Source organism: Streptomyces zinciresistens K42, assembly GCF_000225525.1.
Taxonomy (GTDB): Bacteria; Actinomycetota; Actinomycetes; order Streptomycetales; family Streptomycetaceae; genus Streptomyces; species Streptomyces zinciresistens.
In genome coordinates this window covers 1-3,250 of the sequence record NZ_AGBF01000368.1, presented here as the reverse complement: position 1 = coordinate 3,250, position 3,250 = coordinate 1, and the positions used below count along the sequence as shown (strand labels likewise).

Genomic DNA, 3,250 nt, shown 5'->3' with positions numbered 1-3,250 from the left:
TGCCGGCGCCGGTGCAGCACCACTGAGTGGTGTGTGACGGTGTACTGGTCGTTGTTTGAGAACTGCACAGTGGACGCGAGCATCTGTGGCCAAGTTTTTAAGGGCGCACGGTGGATGCCTTGGTACCAGGAACCGATGAAGGACGTGGGAGGCCACGATAGTCCCCGGGGAGTCGTCAACCAGGCTTTGATCCGGGGGTTTCCGAATGGGGAAACCCGGCAGTCGTCATGGGCTGTCACCCACATCTGAACACATAGGGTGTGTGGAGGGAACGCGGGGAAGTGAAACATCTCAGTACCCGCAGGAAGAGAAAACAACCGTGATTCCGGGAGTAGTGGCGAGCGAAACCGGATGAGGCTAAACCTACGGCGTGTGAGACCCGGCAGGGGTTGCGTCGTGGGGGTTGTGGGATCTCTTTTTCACAGTCTGCCGGCTGTGAGGCGAGTCAGAAACCGTTGATGTAGGCGAAGGACATGCGAAAGGTCCGGCGTAGAGGGTAAGACCCCCGTAGTCGAAACGTCAGCGGCTCGTTGGAGAGACACCCAAGTAGCACGGGGCCCGAGAAATCCCGTGTGAATCTGGCGGGACCACCCGCTAAGCCTAAATATTCCCTGGTGACCGATAGCGGATAGTACCGTGAGGGAATGGTGAAAAGTACCCCGGGAGGGGAGTGAAATAGTACCTGAAACCGTGTGCCTACAAGCCGTGGGAGCGTCGGAGTGTGCTTGCACATTCTCGTGACTGCGTGCCTTTTGAAGAATGAGCCTGCGAGTTTGCGGTGTGTTGCGAGGTTAACCCGTGTGGGGAAGCCGTAGCGAAAGCGAGTCCGAACAGGGCGGTTCAGTAGCGCGCTCAAGACCCGAAGCGGAGTGATCTAGCCATGGGCAGGTTGAAGCGGAGGTAAGACTTCGTGGAGGACCGAACCCACCAGGGTTGAAAACCTGGGGGATGACCTGTGGTTAGGGGTGAAAGGCCAATCAAACTCCGTGATAGCTGGTTCTCCCCGAAATGCATTTAGGTGCAGCGTCGTGTGTTTCTTGCCGGAGGTAGAGCACTGGATAGGCGATGGGCCCTACCGGGTTACTGACCTTAGCCAAACTCCGAATGCCGGTAAGTGAGAGCGCGGCAGTGAGACTGTGGGGGATAAGCTCCATGGTCGAGAGGGAAACAGCCCAGAGCATCGACTAAGGCCCCTAAGCGTACGCTAAGTGGGAAAGGATGTGGAGTCGCAGAGACAACCAGGAGGTTGGCTTAGAAGCAGCCACCCTTGAAAGAGTGCGTAATAGCTCACTGGTCTAGTGATTCCGCGCCGACAATGTAGCGGGGCTCAAGCGTACCGCCGAAGTCGTGTCATTGCAGCATGTAGGGCCAACGCCCGCTGTGATGGGTAGGGGAGCGTCGTGTGCCGGGTGAAGCCGCGCCGGAAGGCAGTGGTGGACGGTTCACGAGTGAGAATGCAGGCATGAGTAGCGATTCACACGTGAGAAACGTGTGCGCCGATTGACTAAGGGTTCCTGGGTCAAGCTGATCTGCCCAGGGTAAGTCGGGACCTAAGGCGAGGCCGACAGGCGTAGTCGATGGATAACCGGTTGATATTCCGGTACCCGCTGTGAAGCGTCAAACATTGAATCCGGTGATGCTAAGCCCGTGAAGCCGCCGGCTGAGTCTTCGGACGAGGCCGGAGTGGTGGAGCCGGTGGCCCGAGCCGGTAGTAGGTGAGTGATGGGGTGACGCAGGAAGGTAGTCCATCCCGGGCGGTGGTTGTCCCGGGGTAAGGGTGTAGGACGGTGTGCAGGCAAATCCGCGCACCTTGTGTCTGAGACCTGATGCCGAGCCGATTGTGGTGAAGTGGATGATCCTATGCTGTCGAGAAAAGCCTCTAGCGAGTTTCATGGCGGCCCGTACCCTAAACCGACTCAGGTGGTCAGGTAGAGAATACCGAGGCGTTCGGGTGAACTATGGTTAAGGAACTCGGCAAAATGCCCCCGTAACTTCGGGAGAAGGGGGGCCACATCCGGTGATGGGCTTTACGTCCTGAGCTGGGGGTGGCCGCAGAGACCAGCGAGAAGCGACTGTTTACTAAAAACACAGGTCCGTGCGAAGCCGTAAGGCGATGTATACGGACTGACGCCTGCCCGGTGCTGGAACGTTAAGGGGACCGGTTAGTGATCTTTCGGGGTTGCGAAGCTGAGAACTTAAGCGCCAGTAAACGGCGGTGGTAACTATAACCATCCTAAGGTAGCGAAATTCCTTGTCGGGTAAGTTCCGACCTGCACGAATGGCGTAACGACTTCTCGACTGTCTCAACCATAGGCCCGGTGAAATTGCACTACGAGTAAAGATGCTCGTTTCGCGCAGCAGGACGGAAAGACCCCGGGACCTTTACTACAGTTTGATATTGGTGTTCGGTTCGGCTTGTGTAGGATAGGTGGGAGACTGTGATGCGGGCACGCCAGTGTTCGTGGAGTCGTCGTTGAAATACCACTCTGGTCGTGCTGGATGTCTAACCTGGGTCCGTGATCCGGATCAGGGACAGTGTCTGATGGGTAGTTTAACTGGGGCGGTTGCCTCCTAAAGAGTAACGGAGGCGCCCAAAGGTTCCCTCAGCCTGGTTGGCAATCAGGTGTTGAGTGTAAGTGCACAAGGGAGCTTGACTGTGAGACCGACGGGTCGAGCAGGGACGAAAGTCGGGACTAGTGATCCGGCGGTGGCTTGTGGAAGCGCCGTCGCTCAACGGATAAAAGGTACCCCGGGGATAACAGGCTGATCTTCCCCAAGAGTCCATATCGACGGGATGGTTTGGCACCTCGATGTCGGCTCGTCGCATCCTGGGGCTGGAGTCGGTCCCAAGGGTTGGGCTGTTCGCCCATTAAAGCGGTACGCGAGCTGGGTTTAGAACGTCGTGAGACAGTTCGGTCCCTATCCGCTGCGCGCGCAGGAGTCTTGAGAAGGGCTGTCCCTAGTACGAGAGGACCGGGACGGACGAACCTCTGGTGTGCCAGTTGTTCTGCCAAGGGCATGGCTGGTTGGCTACGTTCGGGAGGGATAACCGCTGAAAGCATCTAAGCGGGAAGCCTGCTTCGAGATGAGGACTCCCACCCACTTGATGGGGTAAGGCTCCCAGTAGACGACTGGGTTGATAGGCCGGATCTGGAAGCACGGTAACGTGTGGAGGTGACCGGTACTAATAGGCCGAGGGCTTGTCCATAGAGGCTCGCGTCCACTGTGTCAGTTCTGAGGCAACGACTGT

Annotated in this window: 1 rRNA gene; it reads left to right on the top strand. The window is 57.5% G+C overall.

The window, feature by feature from the left end:
- Positions 1-87: 87 nt before the first annotated feature.
- Positions 88-3,208, top strand: a 23S ribosomal RNA gene (locus SZN_RS36345).
- Positions 3,209-3,250: the final 42 nt, after the last annotated feature.